The sequence below is a fragment of the Streptomyces sp. NPDC001709 genome (assembly GCF_053596375.1).
In genome coordinates this window covers 15,528-35,634 of the sequence record NZ_JBSFGB010000058.1, presented here as the reverse complement: position 1 = coordinate 35,634, position 20,107 = coordinate 15,528, and the positions used below count along the sequence as shown (strand labels likewise).

Annotated in this window: 20 protein-coding genes and 4 pseudogenes; 13 read left to right on the top strand and 11 right to left on the bottom strand. The window is 68.4% G+C overall.

Annotated elements, in window-relative coordinates; translation table 11 throughout:
• Window positions 1–582: zinc-binding dehydrogenase (locus ACWC0C_RS44050; RefSeq protein WP_450870484.1), on the top strand; the 582-nt coding region annotated here is incomplete at its 5' end.
• On the opposite strand, the gene ACWC0C_RS44045 is transcribed toward ACWC0C_RS44050, so the two are convergent.
• On the bottom strand, window positions 513–1,331 hold the full coding sequence (locus ACWC0C_RS44045) for an FkbM family methyltransferase (protein ID WP_450870483.1): 819 nt from the start codon (window positions 1,329–1,331) through the stop codon (window positions 513–515). The genes ACWC0C_RS44050 and ACWC0C_RS44045 overlap by 70 nt on opposite strands.
• 1,285 nt (window positions 1,332–2,616) lie before the next feature.
• On the opposite strand from ACWC0C_RS44045, the gene ACWC0C_RS44040 reads away from it, so the two are divergent.
• Window positions 2,617–3,573: a trypsin-like serine peptidase gene (locus ACWC0C_RS44040; RefSeq protein WP_450870482.1), complete on the top strand. Its 957-nt coding sequence runs from the start codon at window positions 2,617–2,619 to the stop codon at window positions 3,571–3,573.
• A 359-nt stretch (window positions 3,574–3,932) separates the two neighbouring features.
• Here the strand turns inward: ACWC0C_RS44040 and ACWC0C_RS44035 are convergent, their stop codons facing one another.
• The 3 genes and pseudogenes from ACWC0C_RS44035 to ACWC0C_RS44025 all read right to left on the bottom strand — a co-directional run bounded on the left by ACWC0C_RS44035 (window position 3,933) and on the right by ACWC0C_RS44025 (window position 7,083).
• Window positions 3,933–4,688, bottom strand: a complete 756-nt coding sequence (locus tag ACWC0C_RS44035; protein ID WP_450870481.1) for a hypothetical protein — start codon at window positions 4,686–4,688, stop codon at window positions 3,933–3,935.
• A gap of 373 nt (window positions 4,689–5,061) precedes the next feature.
• Window positions 5,062–6,107, bottom strand: a pseudogene (locus ACWC0C_RS44030) (serine hydrolase domain-containing protein).
• A 193-nt stretch (window positions 6,108–6,300) separates the two neighbouring features.
• The gene (locus ACWC0C_RS44025) at window positions 6,301–7,083 is read right to left on the bottom strand and encodes a transposase family protein (RefSeq protein ID WP_450870479.1); all 783 of its coding nucleotides are present in this window, start codon (window positions 7,081–7,083) and stop codon (window positions 6,301–6,303) included.
• On the opposite strand from ACWC0C_RS44025, the gene ACWC0C_RS44020 reads away from it, so the two are divergent.
• From ACWC0C_RS44020 to ACWC0C_RS44010, 3 genes and pseudogenes are all read left to right on the top strand, one after another.
• Window positions 7,072–7,227, top strand: coding sequence for a hypothetical protein (locus tag ACWC0C_RS44020; RefSeq protein WP_450870477.1), 156 nt, complete (start codon window positions 7,072–7,074; stop codon window positions 7,225–7,227). The genes ACWC0C_RS44025 and ACWC0C_RS44020 overlap by 12 nt on opposite strands.
• A gap of 78 nt (window positions 7,228–7,305) precedes the next feature.
• Entirely contained in the window at window positions 7,306–7,596 is a 291-nt protein-coding gene (locus tag ACWC0C_RS44015) for a hypothetical protein (protein WP_450870476.1), read from the top strand.
• Between the two features lie 36 nt (window positions 7,597–7,632).
• A pseudogene (locus ACWC0C_RS44010) lies at window positions 7,633–8,550 on the top strand (VanZ family protein); the annotation flags it as partial.
• A gap of 18 nt (window positions 8,551–8,568) precedes the next feature.
• Here ACWC0C_RS44010 and ACWC0C_RS44005 read toward each other — a convergent pair.
• Window positions 8,569–8,888: pseudogene (locus ACWC0C_RS44005) on the bottom strand (transposase); the annotation flags it as partial.
• Window positions 8,889–8,890: 2 nt separating this feature from the next.
• Here ACWC0C_RS44005 and ACWC0C_RS44000 point away from each other — a divergent pair.
• Complete coding sequence (locus ACWC0C_RS44000) at window positions 8,891–9,235, top strand: hypothetical protein (protein WP_450870474.1); 345 nt, start codon at window positions 8,891–8,893, stop codon at window positions 9,233–9,235.
• The gene (locus tag ACWC0C_RS43995) at window positions 9,220–9,921 is read left to right on the top strand and encodes a glycosyltransferase family 4 protein (RefSeq protein WP_450870472.1); all 702 of its coding nucleotides are present in this window, start codon (window positions 9,220–9,222) and stop codon (window positions 9,919–9,921) included. Before ACWC0C_RS44000 ends, ACWC0C_RS43995 begins: the two co-directional genes overlap by 16 nt.
• 98 nt (window positions 9,922–10,019) lie before the next feature.
• On the opposite strand, the gene ACWC0C_RS43990 is transcribed toward ACWC0C_RS43995, so the two are convergent.
• Both ACWC0C_RS43990 and ACWC0C_RS43985 read right to left on the bottom strand, forming a co-directional pair.
• On the bottom strand, window positions 10,020–12,122 hold the full coding sequence (locus ACWC0C_RS43990; protein ID WP_450870471.1) for a HelD family protein: 2,103 nt from the start codon (window positions 12,120–12,122) through the stop codon (window positions 10,020–10,022).
• 343 nt (window positions 12,123–12,465) lie between these two features.
• A complete protein-coding gene (locus tag ACWC0C_RS43985; RefSeq protein WP_450870469.1) occupies window positions 12,466–12,795 on the bottom strand; it encodes an SCO0607 family lipoprotein in 330 nt (109 codons plus the stop codon).
• A 411-nt stretch (window positions 12,796–13,206) separates the two neighbouring features.
• Here ACWC0C_RS43985 and ACWC0C_RS43980 point away from each other — a divergent pair, with 411 nt between their 5' ends.
• From ACWC0C_RS43980 to ACWC0C_RS43970, 3 genes and pseudogenes are all read left to right on the top strand, one after another.
• Window positions 13,207–13,332, top strand: coding sequence for a hypothetical protein (locus tag ACWC0C_RS43980; RefSeq protein ID WP_449201000.1), 126 nt, complete (start codon window positions 13,207–13,209; stop codon window positions 13,330–13,332).
• A gap of 3 nt (window positions 13,333–13,335) precedes the next feature.
• A pseudogene (locus tag ACWC0C_RS43975) lies at window positions 13,336–13,410 on the top strand (RNA polymerase sigma factor); the annotation flags it as partial.
• Window positions 13,411–13,579: 169 nt separating this feature from the next.
• Window positions 13,580–13,783 carry a zf-HC2 domain-containing protein gene (locus ACWC0C_RS43970; protein WP_449201001.1) on the top strand — a complete coding sequence of 68 codons (204 nt, stop codon included), beginning with the start codon at window positions 13,580–13,582 and terminating at the stop codon, window positions 13,781–13,783.
• 39 nt (window positions 13,784–13,822) lie between these two features.
• Here the strand turns inward: ACWC0C_RS43970 and ACWC0C_RS43965 are convergent, their stop codons facing one another.
• The 3 genes from ACWC0C_RS43965 to ACWC0C_RS43955 all read right to left on the bottom strand — a co-directional run bounded on the left by ACWC0C_RS43965 (window position 13,823) and on the right by ACWC0C_RS43955 (window position 16,653).
• A complete protein-coding gene (locus tag ACWC0C_RS43965; RefSeq protein WP_450870467.1) occupies window positions 13,823–14,122 on the bottom strand; it encodes a hypothetical protein in 300 nt (99 codons plus the stop codon).
• Between the two features lie 843 nt (window positions 14,123–14,965).
• A complete protein-coding gene (locus ACWC0C_RS43960; protein WP_450870466.1) occupies window positions 14,966–16,036 on the bottom strand; it encodes a CU044_5270 family protein in 1,071 nt (356 codons plus the stop codon).
• Window positions 16,033–16,653, bottom strand: a complete 621-nt coding sequence (locus ACWC0C_RS43955; RefSeq protein WP_450870465.1) for an RNA polymerase sigma factor — start codon at window positions 16,651–16,653, stop codon at window positions 16,033–16,035. Before ACWC0C_RS43955 ends, ACWC0C_RS43960 begins: the two co-directional genes overlap by 4 nt.
• A 423-nt stretch (window positions 16,654–17,076) precedes the next feature.
• Here ACWC0C_RS43955 and ACWC0C_RS43950 point away from each other — a divergent pair, with 423 nt between their 5' ends.
• A complete protein-coding gene (locus ACWC0C_RS43950) occupies window positions 17,077–17,202 on the top strand; it encodes a hypothetical protein (protein WP_450870464.1) in 126 nt (41 codons plus the stop codon).
• A 230-nt stretch (window positions 17,203–17,432) separates the two neighbouring features.
• On the top strand, window positions 17,433–17,828 hold the full coding sequence (locus tag ACWC0C_RS43945) for a DUF3592 domain-containing protein (RefSeq protein ID WP_450870462.1): 396 nt from the start codon (window positions 17,433–17,435) through the stop codon (window positions 17,826–17,828).
• 368 nt (window positions 17,829–18,196) lie between these two features.
• Here the strand turns inward: ACWC0C_RS43945 and ACWC0C_RS43940 are convergent, their stop codons facing one another.
• Complete coding sequence (locus ACWC0C_RS43940) at window positions 18,197–18,814, bottom strand: TetR/AcrR family transcriptional regulator (RefSeq protein WP_450870461.1); 618 nt, start codon at window positions 18,812–18,814, stop codon at window positions 18,197–18,199.
• 125 nt (window positions 18,815–18,939) lie between these two features.
• Here ACWC0C_RS43940 and ACWC0C_RS43935 point away from each other — a divergent pair, with 125 nt between their 5' ends.
• The gene (locus tag ACWC0C_RS43935; RefSeq protein WP_450870459.1) at window positions 18,940–19,932 is read left to right on the top strand and encodes a 4,5-dihydroxyphthalate decarboxylase; all 993 of its coding nucleotides are present in this window, start codon (window positions 18,940–18,942) and stop codon (window positions 19,930–19,932) included.
• The last annotated feature ends 175 nt before the right edge of the window (window positions 19,933–20,107 follow it).

Here is a 20,107-nt window from a genome sequence, read left to right as displayed (position 1 = left end):
CGCACGCTCACGCAGCTCGGCAGGGTAAGGGGACGGACGGGCCATGACTCGATCCTCTCAGGGAATCGAGCCTCCATCAGACCCGGAGCGCTTCATGGCGGGGCCGGCGGCATCGGCACGACAGCCATTCAGATCGCCAAGGCTCACGGCGCCCGCGTCGTCACCACCGTCGGCGGCCCCGAGCAGGCCGCCAGGGTCCGAGAACTCGGCGCCGACCTCGCGATCAACTACCACACCGAGGACTTCGCCGAGCACGTCCCCTACGACGTGATCCTCGACGTCATCGGCGGCGACTACCTTCCGCGCAACGTTAAATCCCTGGCCCTCGACGGGCGCCTGGTCATCATCGGACTGCAGAACAGCCTGACGGCCGAACTCAACCATGCCGAACTCCTCGCCAAGCGCGCATCCGTGCACGGCACCACCCTGCGCTCCCGCCAAGCCGGACAGAAAGCAGCCATCGTGGCCGAAGTCCAGGAACATGTATGGCCCACCGCATCGGCAAAATCGTCCTACTCAACGTTGACGCGGCATGACTCCAAGAGTCGGCCGACCGCGATCCCGAACCGGTGCGCGAGGTAATCGTACGGCGCCAAACGGGAGTTGGACGGAGCGGGGGCCGGATCGCGGGACTGGAGCAACAGGGCCTCTTGATACTCGAGTGGCGTCGCGACCCCGAGCTGCCAAGGGGCCCTGTGGCGGACCATCTGGCCGTCGATGTACCGGTCATGTATTTCGAGGACGATGCGTTCGACGCACTCCATCGAGGGCTGCGGTCGTTCGAAGATGTCGGCATCGCCGCCTTCGATGTCCACCTTGAGTAAATCGATGTGAGTGAGGCTGTGGCGATGCAGTAGCTGCTCCATGGGCACGGTTGGAACCCGGATGCTGGGGCGCGCCAGTCTGTTCTCCAGGTGGTAGGGGCGGGCGCGGCGGAAGGCGGCGACCTCGGGCACGCCGGTGCAGGCGGCCCAGTAGCCGCTGACGGTGAACTCCAGGGTGCCGGCTGCACCCATCGCCGCCACCTCTTCCACGATCCAGTCCATGGGAGAGAGGGCAGCGTTGCGGCGCAGCATCGCTGCGCTCTCCGGCACGGGTTCGACGAACAGCAGGGTGCGTAGCCGGTAGCGGGCGGTCAGGTACGAGGCCGCGAGGCCCGTGTTGCCACCGAGGTCGACGATGGTGTCCAGGGTCTCGATCCGTGTGCCGAGCGCGTACGGCGTACCGAGCTCGTAGAAGCGGCGCACGAACATCTGCCACAGGATCAGGAGGTCACTCTGGTTCTTCCGGACAAGGACGCGAGCCGTTCGACGTGGCGTGGCGAACTCCATGGGTACCAGGCCGGCACCGTCCAGCGGGCGGCCTGCGGCCCCCCAGGAACCGTCGGAGCATCCAGTAGGGCGCGGACAGCCGGCTCGCCCCGATCGCGTAGCGGGCGGCGACGGCCATGTCCCTGGCGCATCCCGCGGTTTCCCGGGCGAGGACCCGCGTGATGCCGGTTCCCTCTTCCCGGTCAGTCTCGTTGCGGAGCCCGTCGATACCCATGGGGTCACGCCTCCAGACTGAAATGGGCCTCCAGGCCAATGAATTCACAAAGCTGTCCCCATGGCCCGTTCCGGACCACGTGGGTGTCCGCGTCGATCGGATCGAAATGGTCGAGCCGAGTGCTCGTCCTACCGACGGCGTGATGGACCTTACAGCGCGTCACGGCGCGGGCTCCTTCCGTCAAGGAATGATGACTGCCTCTCAACCAGGTCGTCGCGCATACCGCCGCAAGGATGGAAAGCAGACAGTCGGTCACTCCCCCCTTGGTTCAAGGAGTTGGGAGTTCGTGAGACAGCAGACGTCGTCGCAGGCCAGGCCTAACTCCATTGGTAATTCCGCGTCTGCTACCGCAAGGCCTGCCAGATCTCATCGACCAGCCAGGGGTTCAGCTTCGCCGAACCGCGTCGCACCGGTCTTGTTTCGCGGCCAGCGGGTCGAACCACCGGCCGTCGACGGCGACATGCTCGCCGTCGCCCTCCGTCGCCGTGACGCCAAGGAGTCCGTCACCGCCATCGCCATCGCCATGCATCTCGGCCTCGGCCGCTCCACCCTGTACCGGAGGCTGCCCGTGTACGACGAAGCCGTGGCGCCCCCTGAGAACGCTCCGGCATCCTCGGCTCGTCCGATATCGGATGACCTATGGTGCACGACGTATAGCCCGGAAGGAGCCGAGGTCATACTGGACCACGACCAGGACTGAGAGATGACGACACAAGGGACAAAGCAGGCCCGGTGACGAGCGTGTCATCGGAGGCCCGACCTGTGACTTTCAACGCTTCATGGCGTGTCACTCAGCGGTATATGGCGTAGAAGCCGTACGCGAAGCACGAATCCGTGCGCGAAGAACGGAGCCGCTCACGCAGAGGGCGAAGCCGCGCGCGAAGGACGAACCCGCGCATACGAAGGACAAACCCCGCGCACGGAGGCGAAGCCACGCACGTAATGACCTGACGCGCTCCTGACAGAACCTGTTCCTCCGTGGCACGCTGCCTCACGCACGTCGATCCGCACCGTTCTCATCCCCACCTGCCCCGGCACCACCCCGGCCGGGCACCGCAGAAGGAGACATGCGTGAGACGCCATCGCACTGCCGCAGGCATCCTGTTGACCGTCGGAGCCCTGCTCACGGGCGGGCTGTCGGCCGCCACCGCGGCCAACGCGGCCGCCCTCGCACCCGTTTCGGCTCACAGCCCCTCGGCCGCCGAGCAGCAGAAAGCCGGCACCTTCTGGACCGCGGACCGGATGCGCGGCGCCACCCCGCTCGATCTGCTGCTCACTCCGAGTGCGGCGAAGACCCTCAAGGCCCCGAAGCCCGGCGGGAAGGCGACGACCATCGCCCCCACCGCGTTCCCGCAGGCCGGGGGCCCCTGGACCGGTGGCGGCGCTGTCGTGAAGACCTCCGGCCGGGTGTTCTTCACCTTCCAGGGCCGTACGGCGTCCTGTTCAGGCAACGCTGTGACCAGCCAGAACTCCAGCACGATCATCACGGCCGGGCACTGCGTCAAGTACCAGGGCAGCTGGCACACCAACTGGGTCTTCGTGCCCGCGTACAACAACGGCCAGGCACCGTACGGCCAGTGGACCGCGTCCAAGACGCTCACCACACCGCAGTGGGAGGCGAGCGAGGACATCAACTACGATGTCGGCGCGGCGGTCGTCGCCCCACTGAACGGCCAGAAGCTGACGTCGGTGACGGGCGGACAGGGCATCCAGTTCAACGGCGGCTACAACAAGCAGATGTACGACTTCGGCTTCCCGGCGGCGTCGCCGTACGACGGCACGAAGCTGATCTACTGCAGCGGCAACAGCTCGAAGGACTTCCTGTTCTCGAGGGACCACAGCCTGGGCTGCAACATGACGGGCGGCTCCAGTGGCGGCCCCTGGTTCACCGGCTTCAGCGAGACGGCCGGCACCGGCCTGCAGGTCTCGGTGAACAGCTTCGGTTACACCTTCCTGCCGAACCGGATGTTCGGACCGTACTTCGGCGACGAGGCGAAGGCGCTGTACGACAAGGCGCAGGTCTCCTGACGGCACAGGCGCGTGGCGGCAGGCGCCCTGACGGCAGGTGCCCTGACGCAGGGCACCTTGGTTCCGCAGGGCGGGCCACGCGGTGGTCGGCGCGGGTGCGTGCCCCGCAGCCCCAGCAGTGTCCGTGATCGCAGGTGGTGCACGTCTCGGGGCACTCCTGCGGATCGGGCTCTCCGATCACGGCGCAACGGGTATTTCGGGCCACGAGACCAGCATGCGTCGATCTGCGGCCACCCGAATCGCCCGCCCCCGCCGACCGCTACGACGTCGGCCTCCTCCTGGTCACCGGCGAACTCCACCGCCGACCCACCCACCACAAAATCGGCACCAGACCACGCCGCACCGGATAGACCACAAGCTCACGACTTGGCGCTGCCCCCTTTGAGTTTCTCCAGGATCGCCTTGAGGTCGGGCGGCCTCTGTGCGTCTTCCTTGGGCGCCAGGCCGGTGACGGGTGCTGCAAGGACTCCGTCCAGCTCTCCGGTGGCGGGCTGGACGGTGGACAGGGCTGTGGCGGGGGCGGTGGCGGTCCAGGTGGCGGGAGTGTCGACGGCTCTGGTGCAGGGGGCGGGGACGGCGGGCAGTCTGACGGTGTCGGCGGTCAGAGTGATGGCCAGCGGGGCGCCGGCGCACTGGTAGGTGCCCGACAGGATGACATCGCCGTTGGTGTTGCTGGTGGCGTCATCGATGGTGAGGTCGCTCAGATGGCCCCCGGAGAGCGCGTCGGTGGCTTCTGCGGTGACGGCGCCGGTCACGTCGCGCATGGTGGCAGTGACCGTGACGGTGCCGGTCCAGTCGGGGCCCAGGCCCAGCGGGCCGGTGGTGAGGGTGCCGCTGATCGGGGCGCCGGTGACCGGGGTCAGGCAGAGCCGGGGGATGGTCTCGGTGGCGGTGTGGCCGGCGTCGTCGCCGGCTTGGACAGTGAGGGTCTGCAGGAGGCCTCTGTCGCAGGAGTAGGTGCCCGACCAGGTGAGGCTGTCACCGGATTCGGTGATCGAGGGCAGGTCGATGCCGGTGCCCGCCGGTTCGGCGGCCTGGGCGGGCGAACAGATGGCCAGCAGGCACATGCCGGCTGTCACGGTCGCGGCGAGTACGGTCAGGTGACGTCGGATCATCGCGGCTCCTTGGGGTCAGTGATGGCCACCGACCAGTGGCCGCAGGTTTTGCGGATTCCCGTTCGTCGTCGCCGGTGCCGCTCCTCCGCTCCGGCGTATGACGGACCCCGAGGTGCTGGAGCGGATCGCCGCGCGACGCGCGGAGCTGGACGGACGCGAAGAGCAACTGGCCAAGCAGCTGTCCGTGGTGCGGGCTGAACGGGACGAGTTCGCCGTGCGGCAGTCCGCGGGCCCGGTGACGATCGGCCGCTCGTCGCCATGGCGGACCGCACCATCACGGGAGCCCGGCTCTCTTCATGCCAGGGACGACGCCGCGTGCCCGGCCAAGGAGGACGATGGGAATGGCGGAGGCGGCGAAAGCGGCGCCGAACCGCTACTGGGAGTGTGCGTGTCGCCCCTCGCACAGCCCCGTCTGGACGGCGGCTTCCATGTCGTCGTCCTGAGCGTCCGTTCCACCCGGGTCGACGTTCGTCATGACCGTCGCCTGCCTGCCGTCGGCTGTGGCGCCGCCCACGGTCTGGTAGCCGAAGATGTCGCCGCCGTGGCCCCAGTAGAGGCCGCCGCAGGGCAGCGTCCGGCTCTCCAGGCCCAGGCCATACTCCCGGCCGTCGTCACTGCCAGTCGACCGGGTCTTCATCATCGCCTTGAGCTGGGCAGGGCGCAGCAGCTTGCCGCGAACGAGGGCGTCCAGGAAGCGGTTGAGGTCGGTGCCGCTGGAGATCATCTCGCCGGACGCGCCCGCGATGGAGGGGTTGAATGCGGTGATGTCCATCAGCGGCGCGTCCTCGCCTGAGCGTACGTACCCGCGCGGGTGCGGTCCGGGGAACGACGTGGCATCGCCCGGCACGGACGTATCGTGCAGGCCGAGCGGCTCGATGATGCGCCGACGGATCTCCTCGCCGTACAAGTGTCCGGTCACCTTCTCGATGAGCATGCCCGCCAGCAGGTAGTTGGTGTTGGAGTAGTGCCACTCGGAGCCGGGCTTCGCACCGGGCTTCTCAAAGGTCGGCGGGTGGGCGAGCGCGAGGTCCACCAGGTCGCGGGTGTCGTGGTGGGCCAGCGGTTCCTCGAGGATGTCCTGCGGGTTGAGGTAGTCGAGGTAGTCGGGCAGGCCGCTGGTGTGCTGGAGGAGCATACGGACCGTGATCACCCGGCCGTCGTTTCCGTGGCCGCGGACGACGCCGGGCAGGTAGCGCTCCACCGGGGCGTCGAGATCGACGCGTTGCTCTCCCACCAGCTGGAGCACGACCGTGGCCACGAGGGCTTGGTCATGCTGCCGATCCGGAACCTGCTGTCGCCACGCACCGGCGCCTGGCTGTCCACGTCCGCGACGCCGCTGGTCAGCACCGCGCCGCCGCGTCTGTCCCGCGTCGCGACGAGTGCTCCGGGCGCACCGTCTACGGTGGTCAACCGGTGCATGAGCGCGCGCAGATGAGCGTCATCGGCAGTGTGGGGGGACTGTGCGGTGGTGGCATTGGCCGTGGTCGCCGCGGTGGCGGCGTTAGCCGGCAGGCTGCCTCCCATCACACCGACCGCCGCGGCCAGCGTGAGTGCCCCACCCAGTGCACGCTTGTGCTTGATCACGTGTCCATCCTCCGTCGTCGTAGCAAGATCACTGCTGCGGAAGGCTCTTCACACCCCGCGCTCTCGTCGCCAGCTCACGATGCCCGAGCGGTGCCGGCCGATGCGATGGGGCGATCATCCGGAACGGCAGTGGGGATAACCCCCGGTAAAAATCGATGACTTGATCCTGCGCCATCTTGAAGTCAGGCAGGGCGCGAAGGCGGTGGGTGGCGCGGGCGGGATCAGTGCGGAGTTTGGTGAGGATCCGCCAGTGCTTCAGGTGGGCGAGGCCGTGTTCGACGGGGGCGCGTGCGGCGGCGAGCACCTGGTTGGCCTCCTTTTGGCCGGTGGTGAGCTTGCGGGCGCGAGTGGCCTTGAAGCCGGTGACGAGCACGGGGTCGTCCGGATCGTCGTCCAGGCCGACGAAGCCCAGGTCGGCCAGGGCGCCGAGACCGGCGGCGCGCAGGTGGGCGAGGATCTGGTCGCAGCGGGCGGCGGTGATGTCGTGAGTGCGGCCGGGCCGGGTGGCGGAGATCCAGATGATTCGGCCCCGCTCGTCGGTGAGGGCGAGGACGTGCAGGCCATGGCGGTGGTGTTTGCCGGAGTAGTTCGGTCGGTTCGCGGCGCCGGTGCGGCGCTGGGTGGGGATGAGAGTGCCGTCGATCAGGACTACCTCCCCGCCTTGCTTGGCGATCTTCTTCAGGGCGTGATCCAGCCGCGGGGCTCTCGCTGCGAGCAGGCCGATGATCTCGTCCCGCCAGCGCCGCACGGTGGTGGCGGAGATGTCGTTGCCGTCGGCCATATCGGCCAGCCGCTGGTCGTGCCGGAGCACGGCTCCTGGTTCTCCCAGTCCGGCGGGACCACCAAGGCCGCTCAGTGGAGCAACGTCCACATTCCCGACTGCCAGAACGTTGTCGGGTTCCTGGACGTCGACGGCCAGGGAACCTTCTACAACGCGCCTTTGACGGGCTGCTGACACGAGGCCAGCACAATCAGACTGCCCCGCCCGCCCCGGGCGGGGCACGCCTCTTTCGACCCTCCCACTGAGAGACCCGTGATCCAGACGCTTCTCAACGACCACATCCTGATGGGCACCGTCCTCGGCGTATGCGTTCTCGCCGGGTTCGTCGGTCTCCTCGTTGCAAAGGCCACGCATCGGCCGCCTATCGCGAGCTGTCTGACTGCGACGTCGACCGCGCTGATCCTGGGAGCAACGCTGTACCCGCTCTCTCTCAACGCCCCCGCGAACAACGTCTGCTACATCGAAGGTGACCCTCTCATCGGTGCCGTCACCACGCAGGGCCTCATGAACATCGCGCTGTTCATACCCGCCGCGGCAGCCTGAACCTGGCTCACACGACGCCCCACCTCCGTCGCGCTCGCCCTCCTCGGAATGTCCGCCGGCATCGAAACCGTCCAGGCCATCACTCCGGGGATGGGCCGCGCCTGCGACAGCACCGACTGGATCACCAACAGCATCGGCGCACTCATCGGCACCGCAGCAGCCGCGCTCGTCCTCTGGCACCGGCACCGCAGCACTCATCTCACCCGGACCGGCCGACACTTCGTGCGAGCCTTCTCCGCCGCCATGATCGCCATCGCCGCGCTCTGCGCCACCCTAGTGACACCCGTCGTGAAGGTTCAGTTCGCTTCGGGCTCCGGAGACACGGGAACCGTGCAGCTCAGTACCGACAAGGGGTCCCTGTTGATCGACTGGCCTTCACGAGAAGTGCAGTCCGGAATGATCGATCCAGCCCCTGAACGCGGAGCACCCACGCAGGATCACGTATCCGACGAAGAAGCGGCCAAGGTGACGAAGCGCTTCATCGACGACCACTTCCCCTGGGTACTCCCGGCAAAGCAGTCCATCAGCCGGGTGGGACCCCACGACGAGGCGCGCCTGGTGTCCTGGCGCCGCTACAAAAACGACGTCATGTTGCCGATGCGCATGGACGTGGTGATCAGGCCCGGTGGCCACGTCGCGTCATTCACCGCACGTCATGCGCAAGACCCTGCGCTGCCCAAGGTCCGCATCAGCCAAGGCCAGGCTGTCAACGCCGCTTCCGTGGCGCTTGCCGGTCATCCGGTCGCCTCGTCCGTGCTTCTCGCCGTACGCGATGAGCAGGGCTGGTGGCACCCGTACTGGGTGATCACTCCCAAGAATGTTGTACAGGACGGCGCTGCCCTGGACGGCGTACCCAGCGACTCCACAACGGACGCCAGGACAGGCCTTGTTGACGCGGTAACTGGCAAGATCAACGACAGGATCAACCCGGACACCGGTCCAAGCGCCGAATAGGTTCCGTCTCCGGCTCTGCTGGTCCGAGGAGCGTCCCGAGCGTCCGTAGACATGGCAGAACAGGCGGTCCGGGCTGGTCGGCGCGTCGGGCTGCAGCCACGGGGAGACATCAACGGCCAGGACCAGGCGCCCGTCGGCGGCCTTGGGCTGCGGCAGCATGGCCAGTGCCTTCCGCAGCTGTCCACGTCCATGCGGACCTGGTTGAGCGCGTCGTACAACGCGCCGTGTCCGCGTCGGTGTTCGGCCAGCAGCGTCAGGCCCACCGGCGAGGTCACCGGGCCGTTCTCGCGGAGCATCGCACTGCAGAGCTCGAACAAGGTGTCACCTCGCCGGGTCAGGGATGCTGCGGCCTCTGGCCGAGCGCGGCCACCAGGTGGAGGTCTGGCTGTCCCACCCCGGAAGGAGCGAGAAGACCTACGAGATCGACGGGGTGCGGGTCGTTCCCTTCCAGGAAGGCATCGACTTCGCCGCCCACGCCCACACAGCGGATGTGCTGCTCTCCCCCTACGAGAACGTGCCCCTGGTCGCCGGCCTCGCCCGAGACCGTCTCATCCCGCTGGCCGTGATCTGTCACGACAACTTCGCCGCCAGCTTCCACAACGCGGCGGGCGCCGATCTCGTCGTCTACAACAGCGAGTGGATCAGGCGGGACGGCGAGATCTTCTACGCGTGCGCCCGCCGGTGATCGCTGAGGAGTACCGCACGCAGCCCGGCGACTGCGCGACCCTGGTCAACCTCAATGCCGACAAGGTCGGTGAGCTGTTCTGGCAGGTCGCCGCCTGGACACCGCAGTGGAAGTTCCTCGGTGTCCAAAGTGCCTACGGCCAGCAGATCATGCCGCCCCCACGGCTACCCAATGGCGAGGTCCTCGACGGCGTTCCCGGACAGCAGATGCGCGAGCACGTCTACAGCCGCTCCCGCGTGATGCTCATGCCGAGCCTGTACGAGTCCTGGGGACGCGTCGCGATGGAGGCGTTCGCCTCCGGCATCCCCGTGATCGCCCACCCCACCCCCGGGCTGGTCGAGTCCCTGGGCGAAGCGGGCATCTTCGCCTACCGCGACGACCTCAACCGCCTGGATCGACGCCCTGACGTCCCTGCAGGACCCGGACAACTGGGCCCGCGCCTCGCAGCGGGCCGCAGCCCGCTCCATCGAACTGAGTGCCACACCCGACCTCGACCTGTGGTGCGACGCCATCGAATCGCTGGCCATGAAGCGCATGGCCGACGGCGTACGCAAGCGCGCCATCGGCACGCTCGTCGATGTGGGCGAGATGAGCCACAGGTGGACGGCTCCGCGATCAGCGTCGCCGTGAAGCCGACACCAGGCACGCAGCCATCCTGCGGACCCCCGGCGTGGACCAGGCCGTGAGGCATAACCGGCGACGCCCTTCCGACGTCAGCGGGACGTTGGGATGTCCCGCCCTATCAGCCCGTCGAGGTACCAGCTCCGAGCGTCCATCAGAGGCGTCATGAGATGTGCTGCGGAGCCGTGTGTACGGCGATCGTGCACAGTCTCTTGGTTGCACGCGTGAGGGCGACATACAGGTCGCGCTCGCCGCCGGGGCGGGCTGCGGCGATCTCCTCCGGGGCGACGACGACGATCGCGTCAAACTCCAGGCCGCGGGCTTCGGAAGCCGGCACGAGGCGGGCCCACGGCGCTACATCCGCGGACGCCAACTCCTCGACCCGGTCGTCCGCGCAGATCACGGCGAGCAGGTCGTCCGGGTGCGATGCCGCCTGCGCCCGAAGCTCCCCGGCCACGGTGGTGGCGACGGAGTGCGGGCAGGCGGTGAGGTGGCGGGGAGGATCGCCGTGGCGGATCGACCGGCTCGGCGTCTGACCGGGGGCGATCCGCGCCAGCAAGCCGTGGGTGGTCGCAAGGATCTCCTGGGTCGTGCGGTAGCTGACGGTCAACGTGTGCAGGGAGAACCGGTTGCCGAGATGCGGACCCAGCGCCTGGGACCAGTCGCTCGCCGCCGTCGCAGGGCCCGCCTGGGCGAAGTCACCCACCAGCGTCATCGACCTGGCCGGACAGCGGCGCATCACCATCCGCCACTGCATCGCGGTCAGTTCCTGGGCCTCATCGACCACGACGTGCCCGAACGACCGCTCCGGCAGCCCGTCCACCAGGGCCGCCGCCTCATCCAGCAGCGGCACATCGGCATCCGTCCACGGGGCATCAGGCGAACGCAGCAGCCGGGACAGTTCGTCGTCGGTGAGCGAGGGCAGGTGCCTCGCCGACGTGCGAGCGTCTGCCAGCAGGGCCCGTACGACCACTTCGGGCGTCAGTCGCGGCCAGAGGGACTCCACCGCGCGGTCGACGTGATCGTCGCCCGAGAGGTCCGCGCGGACGGCGTCCGCGTCGAACACCTCAGCCGGATCCGCGGCCGGCGCGTCGTCGAAGCCGAGAGCCCGCAGATCGGCTTCGGCCGCGGCATCGAGATCCAGGCCCGTGCTCTCGGCGATCTCGGCGTCTATATGTTCGAGGGCCTCGACGGCGTCGCGCTCCAGGGCATCCGTGACCGCGCCGATCAGGTGATCCTTGAACACCTCCCGCGCCCGGTTGTGCGCCAGACCGCTCACCACCGCGGCCTCCCGCGCCGCCGCGACATCTACGCTCTCCAGCCGGACCCACTGCTGCCCCACTCGGACCGCGAAGCCGCCGGCAGGTGCCTGCCGGGAGCGCACCAGGTCCGCGAGCGCCTCGGCCAGCGCGGAACTCCCCTTAAGGCGCGCGACATCGAACGACTCCACAGCTGCGGGCTCCACCCCGGCCAGCTCCGCGCACGTCGCCATGAGCACATCGTTCTCCCCCAGCGAGGGGAGCACCTGGGAAACGTAGTCGAGGAACCGCGCGTTCGGCCCGAGCACCAGCACACCGTGCGCGGCCGCTCCCGGGAACGCGTACAGCACGTACGCCGCCCGGTGCAGCGCAACCACGGTCTTGCCCGTGCCGGGGCCGCCCTGCACCACCGTCACCCCCCGATGCGGGGACCGGACGATCGCGTCCTGCTCCGCCTGCAAGGTCGCCACCGCCGCACGCATCCGCCCCGTGCGCCGCGCCTCCAGCGCTTCCGTCAGCGGACCGTCGCCGACGATGTCGCCGACCGCGGCCGACGATCCGTCCAGTAGCTCGTCGCTCACCGCACGTACCGCACGGTCCTCGACCCGCAGATGACGCCGGCGCCGCAGCCCCATGGGGTGGACGGTCGTCGCCTCGTAGAACGGCCGCGCCGCGTCCGCTCGCCAGTCGACGAGCAGTGGCAGGTCCCGGTCACCGACGTGCAGGCCGAGCCGTCCGATGTGCAGGACGGTTCCGTCCACGCCATCGACCCGGCCGAACGCCAACCCCTCCTCGGCCCCCTCCAGTGCGCGAATCCGACGTGCCAGACGCTCCGCGGCGACATCGCGCGCGTACACCTCGCCCGCGCCGTCGGCCGACGACCTCAGCACATCTGCCAGCTGGGCCCGTGCATCCGCCAATCGCTCATCGAGCAGCCGGTACATAGCGGCCACGTGAGCCTGCTCCACCTCGACCTGTCCTGCGGCATCCTTATTGAACTGCGGCAAAAGCGGCCCTCCTCTCGACTCGGCCCTCCACTATGCAGCCAAATTTCCATGAAAGTAAGGCTTGACTTACTTGTCCGAGTCAGCCGCCGCGGCCGGCCCGCCGTCACGGCTCAGGTCTGGGCGGCCTTCTGGCACCGTCGGACATGAGGAGCCGACCGGGCTCGATCCCGGCCTCAAGAGATTCGAGCTCAAGGACGCTCAGCACTTCGCCGCCATGCCACAGACCCTGCCCAGACCGCCTGACGCAGCCGGCCCCACCCGGACACCGTCCATCGGCGCGTCGTTACCGCCGCTGAAGCGGCACCAACCTCATGAGACGACACAGCTAGGGTCGGCAGCCGGCCTACGGTGCATCGATGATGTTTCCTTCCGTGTCCAGGGTGTGGGTGTTCCAGTAGCGATCCCACTTGTCGTCGACCTGCTTCGGCACCTTGCCCTGCGGATATCGCACAAATCCCTTCGGCGGCTTCTTGCCCTCCGCTACGCAGGCCGACCCGGTCGAGCCCACCGCCATCACCGGGTACTCCCCGCTGGAGCAGACGTCTTCCCGGTACTCCAGGCCCGAACAGGCCCCAAGCCCCAGGGCGGCCGATACGCTCACTGCTACGGCAGCGACCACGCGGTGCGGACGCTGTGAACGCGCAGGCCGGGCAGTCCTCCAGGTGAACGGCATGTTCGTCTCCCATTCGTCGGTGGCCGGCAGCCGCACTGCAAGATGCCTTCCACTGTGACCGCCACCAGGTTCGCGGGCCTGAGCACCTGTACTCATCACCGTTCACCCTCGTGCTCACGCGGGTGAGTACCGTCGGCCGAGCGCACCGGTCGACGCTCTCCGCGATGCGTGCAGTTCCGTGGGTGGGAAGGGCCGACCGGGCGCTTACCCGGCGAAAGCCTGAACACCGGAGCGCGCGGCCAACTGCGTGGCACTTTCGGCATGTTGCGGCGCGGCCGACGACCAGCCGCAGCCCGATCGCCACGGCTGCGGATGTCCTGACCAGGACATGAACGAAGGCACAGGCCCGGCATGCCACTTGACTGCCCTAAGCTGACACCCTCAGTTGACGGCCGGCAAGGAGACAGACGAATGGCGGGCGCGAGCGTACTGCCGCCGGACGAGGTCCTGGTCCAGCGGCTGCGTGACGGTGACGAGGCGACGTTCTCTCTGGTGCTGGACACCTGGTCAGGTGGCATGCTCAGGCTGGCCATGTAGTTCGTGTCGACCAAGGCATCCGCGGAGGAGGCCGTCCAGGACACCTGGCTGGCGGTCATCAGGGGTATCGGCGGCTTCGAAGGCCGTTCATCGCTGAAGACATGGGGGTACCGGATCCTGGTCCACACGGCCAAGGCACGCGGTACGAAGGAGAGACCCTTCGTGATGTCGAAGGGTACGGCTCGCAGGCAGTGTGCTCCTTGCCGGAGATCTCGCCCGGCAACCAACGCGTCCTCCTGTAGAGCTGGTGACCGATTTCCTCGAGGGTGCCCTGCCCGGAGACGACGAGCGGCGCTTCATCGAGCACCTGGCGGAATGCTCCGGGTGCGAGCGCTACCTCGATCAATTCCGTCGGACGATCGCCACGACGGGCGAACTGACCCCGGACAGCATCTCGCCGGACGCCAGGCAACAGCTGCTCTCTGCTTTCCGGGACTGGCCGCGTCAGTGATCACCCGTACTCCGTAGGACGGCCCGGCCTCAGCCCGACCTACGCCGTCTCCGGACGCTCCACGCGCTTGCCGGCGCCTTTCTCCCCAAGGGACTTGTAACGCTCGGCAGGCATGCCCGCACTGAACGTCTGACAGCGGGCGCTGGAGCCCCAGATCTCGCATGGTCTTCGCCCGTCCCCCCGGGCGAAGGCCATGCGGCTACCGGAGACATTCATGACTCTGCTCAGAAGAATCTTGTTCGGCATCATCGCCGGACTGCCTTCAGGCGCGATCGTGGCGGTCGTGTCGGATCCGTCGTGGATCCCATGGGCCGTGCACACGGTGGTGCTGGGAGCCATGCTGAGGCTCCTCTTCGGCGACCACAGGCAGAGCAACTGCCCGGCCTTCTCCGTCGGTCTACTCATCGGCTGCTCGAATGGGTGACCTGGACCCTCACCCTGGCTCCCGCGCTGGAAGGGCAGAAGCCGTCATGGACGATCGCGGTGGCCGGGTCGCGCTTCCCCGAGCTCATCGGCGCCGCTCTGTTCGGCGCGACGGCCGGGCTCACCTTCCACGCCCTCTCGGTCTGGCGCCCGCATCGGCCGGCGCCCCCGCGGGCCAAGCCTCATGTGGTGATCGTCGGTGGTGGTTTCAGCGGGGTGGGGGCCGCGCGGGAACTGGACCGGAGGGTCGGCCGTGGGCTCGACGCCCATGTGACGCTGATCAGCGACTCGAATTTCCTGCTGTTCAGGCCAGCTCTTTTTCCAGGGGGCACCCGCTCTTCAGCCCGCGCAGAGGAGCTCCCCGCACATCCGAGTCGCCAGGTGCCCACAGCGTGCCCAAGACCGGTCAATCACCGTCAACAGCGGCGCGATCCTGCCCCTTCAGACTCAACCCCAGAGCACATACGCCCACTTCAGAAACTAGGCGGCCCGGCAAGCGCCGTCGCTTCCAAGCTGAGAGCGCGAGTTCGATTCTCGTCACCCATTCCAGAGAGAGATCCCAGGTCAGCAGTCCAAGGTTGTTGCTGCCCGGTGAGTGCCGACGCCTTGCCGATGCGTGCGGTCGCCTCACGGACTTGGGCGCAGCCGTGGGTGCGCTGCGACGGCAGCCCGGGCGAGCCGGGCCGGGACGCCCATGCCTCGGTGACCCCGGCGCACCGCTGTCCGGGCGGACCGCCCCGCACCCCGCGCCGGGTCCTGTCAGCTGTCGGTCTTGACCGGTGCGGGTCCGGGTGTCTTGCCGTGCTGGTCCACGACTGCACGCTTCATGACAGCGTCGGTGCCGTACAGCGTGTCGGTCGTGATGCCCTTGACCTTGTCATGCGTGATGTACGAGCGCGAGCCGAGGTAGGCGAGTGTGGCCTTGTCGAAGATCCACTCGTCGCGTGTCGCGGAGGCGTCCTCGCGCGTGACGCCGATGCCGTGACGGCCGGCGGCGTCGACGGCGTCGGGGATGACGGTCACGCCGGGTATCCGCTCGACCGCCTTGTAGAGGGCGGAGGCATTCGCGGGCGGCATGATCGTCGAGCTGAGCAGGCCGCCGATCGTCCCGAAGACGGCCTGGTCCTTCGACGTACCCTTCTCCGCCGAGGTCTGGGCGTAGAGCAGCTTGAGCAGGGCGTCGGGGTCGGTGGGCAGCGAGGCCAGCCACTTGTAGGTGGGGTGATCGATGCCCGCCGGCACGGGAACGGCGGACTCGACGGGGATCTCCTCGCCCGGCATCACGGCGTCCTTCCCGGTCTCTCGGAGCCAGCCCGTCCTGGTGATGGGGCGGGGGCTCTGCGACGTCCAGGACTCCCGCGTGTGCAGGGCGCCGAGCTGCACAGGGCCGTTGAAGGTGCCCGTGTTCTCGCGGACCAGGGTCTTCACGTACACGAACTGGTCGTCCTTCACCGGTGTCGCATCGGTTTCCATGGCCGCGGCGGCGATCCGGTCGAGGGTGACGGACGCACTGTTCACCTTGGCGGCCCCGGAGTTGGCTCCGGCCGCCGGAGAGGAGTCGTGACCCCCACCGGAGAACGTGATGACGAGCGCCCCGGCCAGCGCCATCGAAGCGATGGGCAACACCAGTGCCGGGCGCCGCAGTCGGCGGCGGCGCGGTGCCGGATACGCCTGTGCGGAGGAAGTGAGGTCGCGGTCGATCTGCTGCATCAGAACTTCCTTGTAATGGAGATGACTGCTCGGCGAGAGGTCCCATTCGGCGGGAGCCGCCAGCAGCTCCTCGGCCTCGCTCCGAGGCGAACCGGCGTGGGGCAGGTTGTCGGCGTTCATGGGGTTTCCTCCTGCAGAAACAGGGCCGCGAACGCGGCCTCACTCTCCATCTCTCCGCGAGGGCTCCGCGGTTCCGCCTTTCCGCGGCCGGGTTGACCGGAGCTAAGCCGGGTCAGTCGGGCACGGGCGCGCGACAGCCGCGAACGCACGGTGCCGACCGGGATGCCGAGGGCCTCGGCGGCCTGCCGATAGTCCAGCCCGGCCGTTACGCACAGGGCGAACACCTCCCTGTCCTGGCGCCGAAGTTGGCGAAGTGCTTCGTGGACCGCCGCAAGGCGGCGCGCGTCGTCGATCCGACCTGCCGTCTCGTCCGCGAAGTCCTCGACCGGAGGTGGGGCCGGCTGACGGGCCAGGAAGGAGAGCCGACGGCGCAGACCACGGTTGACGTTGTGCGCCTTGTGCGTGGCGATGCCGAGCAGCCAGGGTTTGAGCGAACCGCCCTCGGGCTCCACTGCCTCCCGGGTACGCCAAGCAGCGAGGAAGGTCTCGGACATGGCTTCCTCGGCCTCTGACCAGTTGCCTGTCAGCCGCAGGGCATGGTTGTAGACCGCCCGCGCGTACTCGTCGTACAGGCCGGCGAACGCCGCACGGTCCCCTGCCCGTATGCGCGCACGCAACGACTCTTCTGGTTCTGTATGCCTCACACTCGTTACTCACTCCGCACGCGCACGAGTTCCTGTGGCCTTCGCCACACCCGACCGGGAAGGGGGTTCTCAACAGCCGACCTTTCGCCACCCGCCCATCACAGCACAGGAGTTCTTCCACGCTCACGGCCGAGTTGCAGGGGCAGTTGTTCAACACCCGTGCCTACAGCGTGCCCGCAGGAGTGGAAAGCCGCGGTCAACCAAGGTGTGATCCGACCGTGCGACCACCCGGGCACATGCCATCTGCCGACGTCAGTGCCATACGGCCCGCCCAAGCGCCCGTCCCAGGCCGAGAACGCGAGTTCGATTCTCGTCACCCGCTCGACGCCGAGCCCCCGGGCAATGAGGTGGACTCCTCTCCTCATGGTGCGCACTCCCGTCCTTGTGGTGCTTTCCATGACCGCCCTTGCGGCAGTTCCCACACCCGACGCGAACCACGAGCGCGAACTCGCCCAGCTCGACGACCAGGGTCACCGGCTGCTTCGGAGCGTGAACGTGGACGAGCCGGGAGCCGGGCTATAGGCGGCGGCCGGCCGGTGCCGCCACGGCGTCATGGTGCGCCTTCGACGTCCGGCGGGCCGGGGCTGTGAAGGGCCGCCGTGGCCGCACGTCAAGTGCTCTCCGCCACGACCGCGTAAGCCCGCGGAGTCGATGTGCTCGCGCGCCTTCGTGAACCATCGGGCTGCGTGCCGCGTCCTCCTGATGCGCGGCCCGTGCCGAGCGGGCCCTGCGCGAAGGAGAGCAGGGGACGGATGACGGGGGAAACCATCGGTATCGGGCTGGCCGTGTTGGCCGGCCTGGTGAGTCTGTGGGCCGGTGCGCGGGAGGCACGGCTGCGGATGCGGCTGAGCCGCTACGGGCTGCAGGCCGAGGGGGTGGTGGCGGACCAGGAGCACGAGCCGGGAGACGATTGTTCGAAGCCCGTCATCGAGTTCACCGAGCGGCAGGGCCGACCCGTCAGGTTCCGGCCACCCACGACGGGGACGGGGCTGGCCCTCGGAACCCGTGTACCGGTCGCATACCTGCCCGAAAGGCCGAACAACGCACGGGTATTCACCCGAAAATACCGCCTATACCCGACCGTCGGCCTGCTCTTCGGAGCCATGCTCTGGCTCGGCGTCGCGGCTGGGTGCGTGCTCACGCGCTGAGCTTGTACTCCCTCGGCACGACAGCCCCCAGTTCCAGCCGGTTCTGGACGGCATCCGCGTGCCGCGGACCAAACCGGGCCGACCGCGCACCCGACCGGTCAAGGTCCGCGCCGACCGGGCCTACGGGTGGTCCCGAGCGAACCGCGCCTATCTGCGCCGACGCGGCGTGCAGTGCACCATCCCGGATCAACTGGCTCAAGCGCCACCGCGCGGTCGCCACACGGTACGACAAACTCGCCGTCCGCTACTGACCAGCACTCCTGTACTTTGCAGTGAGCTGCCGCGACGCGCGCGGCGCGGGGATCAATGCGTCGTTGTCCGTCCGTCGTGATGCCGGTGTCGCGCCGCCGTGGCGCGGTCATAGCCCATCACAAGATCAGCCCGGCGTGCAGGTGGTCTGCGAAGTCGGCCGTGTCGGTGAGTCCGAAGGCCACGCGCTGGAGGAGGAGTCCGTGCAGCAGCCCCATCACCACGCGGGCTGCGCGGTCGGGGTCCGTGGCGGCGGGCACCGTGCCTGCGGCCCGGCCGCGGCGCAGAGCGTCGGCGACAGTGACGCGGACCTTTTCGAAGCCCTCCGCGGCCGGGCCGCGTACCTCGTCGTTGCGCAGCACCTCCGCCCATGTCTGCACGACGCAGCGCAGCAGTTCCTCCACTGCGACCTCGTGCCCCGCCGCGTCCTGCACCGTCTCGCCGCTGATCGTGCCGAGCGCGGCGGCCACCAGTTCCGCGACGGACGGGGCGTCCGCGCTCTCGGCCAGCCGTTCAACCGGTTCGAAGATCAGCCGGAACGCGTCGCCCGCGATAGCGAGGATGATGTCCTCCTTGCTCGTGAAGTAGCGGTAAGGCGCGCCGGCCGAGACGCCTGCCTCCGCGGCGATGTCCGGCATCGAGGTCTGGTGGAACCCGTCGCGGGCGAAGCAACGACGGGCCGCGGCGGCAATCTCCGCACGCTTCGCCTCGCGGCGCTCGGCTGTGATGCGCGGCATGGTCGCCTCCTTCATCGTGAATGAACATTCATCTTGACAGCTCCACCGTTCCGGAACACCCTAAAAGTGAACGGTCATTTACGGAAGCGGGCCACTTTGCGGGCTCCCGGAGGGGAGATCCACTGATGAGCACCACGCTGAGCATCGGCGTCTACGCCTACGAGCACACCGAGGCACTGTTCGACGGCCGGGTCACGGTCGACGGGGTGGACGCGACGTTCGAGACGGCACCGCTCGTGTCGGACATCTTCCGCCGCACTATTGAGGGGCACTACGACCTCGCCGAGTTCGGTCTCACCTACTTCCTGCGCACCTTCGACCTCGACGACGCGCCGTTCCTGGCGCTGCCGATCCTGCCGAACCGCAACTTCCGCCACTCGGCGATCTTCGTGAACACCGCCGGCGGGATCGTGAAGCCGCAGGACCTGGCCGGCAGGACCGTCGGCGAGTTCGCTCTCTACGGCCACGACGCCGGGATCTGGCCGAAGGGCATCCTGGCCGACGAGTACGGCGTGACCCCCGACCAGTGCCGCTGGGTCATCGGCGGCACCAACCACCCCATCCCCGCCTTCGACTGGATCCCGCAGCCCGTCCCGGACGGCGTCGACGTGCGCCAGGCGGAGGACGGCCAGACCCTGGGCGCCATGCTCGAATCCGGCGAGATCGACGCACTGATCTCCGTCGACGTACCGCAGGCGGTGCTGGACGGCTCCCCGAAGGTCGCCCGCCTGTTCCCCGACTACGAGGCCGTGGAGCGTGACTACTACCGCCGCACCGGGATCTTCCCCCCGATGCACATCATCGCGATCCGCAGGGAACTGGCACATCGGCCGGGCCTCGCACGGGCCGTGTACGACGCCTTCACGCAAGCCAAGGAACTCGCCGAGCGCACGTACCTCGACGACGCCACGAAACAGCACATGAGCGTCATCACGCCGTGGTTCAGCACGCTGTTCGAGGAGAACCGTCGGCTGCTCGGCGACGACTGGTGGCCCTACGGCGTCGCCGCGAACCGCAAGGCCATCGACACCTTCTTGCGATACCACCACGAGCAGGGCCTGTCGAAGCGGAAGGTGACGTGCGAGGACATCTTCGTGCCGGAACTCCTCGACACCTGAGTCGAGCGGCAACGGCGTTTCGCGCTTGTCGATCCGAGAACGCGAGACCGGTCGTCGTCATGGCCGCCTGCCGATTGCACATGATGAGCGCAAACCGCCGGCTCCCCGCAGGCGCAGCCGGAGCCGGGCCGGTCGGGGAGTGGGGCCGTGCGGGGTACCGGGCCGCTCCGCGTCG

Bases quoted from the DNA above. Each gene is read 5' to 3' on its own strand.
- ACWC0C_RS44045 (WP_450870483.1), bottom strand. From the start codon at position 1,331: ATGGAGTTCGCCACGCCACGTCGAACGGCTCGCGTCCTTGTCCGGAAG.
- ACWC0C_RS44035 (WP_450870481.1), bottom strand. From the start codon at position 4,688: ATGATCCGACGTCACCTGACCGTACTCGCCGCGACCGTGACAGCCGGC.
- ACWC0C_RS44000 (WP_450870474.1), top strand. From the start codon at position 8,891: ATGCTGCGGCCTCTGGCCGAGCGCGGCCACCAGGTGGAGGTCTGGCTG.
- ACWC0C_RS43985 (WP_450870469.1), bottom strand. From the start codon at position 12,795: ATGCCGTTCACCTGGAGGACTGCCCGGCCTGCGCGTTCACAGCGTCCG.
- ACWC0C_RS43980 (WP_449201000.1), top strand. From the start codon at position 13,207: ATGGCGGGCGCGAGCGTACTGCCGCCGGACGAGGTCCTGGTCCAGCGG.
- ACWC0C_RS43965 (WP_450870467.1), bottom strand. From the start codon at position 14,122: ATGGCTCCCAGCACCACCGTGTGCACGGCCCATGGGATCCACGACGGA.
- ACWC0C_RS43960 (WP_450870466.1), bottom strand. From the start codon at position 16,036: ATGAACGCCGACAACCTGCCCCACGCCGGTTCGCCTCGGAGCGAGGCC.
- ACWC0C_RS43950 (WP_450870464.1), top strand. From the start codon at position 17,077: ATGACCGCCCTTGCGGCAGTTCCCACACCCGACGCGAACCACGAGCGC.
- ACWC0C_RS43945 (WP_450870462.1), top strand. From the start codon at position 17,433: ATGACGGGGGAAACCATCGGTATCGGGCTGGCCGTGTTGGCCGGCCTG.
- ACWC0C_RS43940 (WP_450870461.1), bottom strand. From the start codon at position 18,814: ATGCCGCGCATCACAGCCGAGCGCCGCGAGGCGAAGCGTGCGGAGATT.
- ACWC0C_RS43935 (WP_450870459.1), top strand. From the start codon at position 18,940: ATGAGCACCACGCTGAGCATCGGCGTCTACGCCTACGAGCACACCGAG.